The following is a 309-nucleotide window of genomic DNA, read 5'->3' as shown; positions in this document are numbered from 1 at the left end:
TGGAGCAGGGTAAATAAGATCAACTTTGCTTATATCCAACCGGGGAAACCTACACAGAATGCCTACATTGAACGCTTCAACAAAACCTACAGGAATCAGATCCTGGATGCATATATTTTTGAAAGTTTGGATGAAGTAAGAAGTGTTACGGATGAATGGGTAAAGGATTACAATTACGAACGCCCCCATGACTCATTGGGTGGTTTATCGCCGGTGATGTGGAAAAATGGACAGCAAGCCCAGGCTAAGGCCAGCACTTTTCCTGCTCACTTTTCTACATCCGACAACAACAGCAGTAAAAAATCAAGA

General features: G+C 42.7%; 1 protein-coding gene. It reads left to right on the top strand.

Annotated elements, in window-relative coordinates:
* Positions 1–309: integrase core domain-containing protein (locus AC23MB_RS14415; RefSeq protein ID WP_487787662.1), on the top strand; the 309-nt coding region annotated here is incomplete at both ends.

Source organism: Soonwooa sp. T0.1_25, from assembly GCF_057652215.1.
The sequence above is the reverse complement of the archived record's forward strand: the minus strand, read 5'-3'. Positions and strand labels throughout refer to the sequence as shown.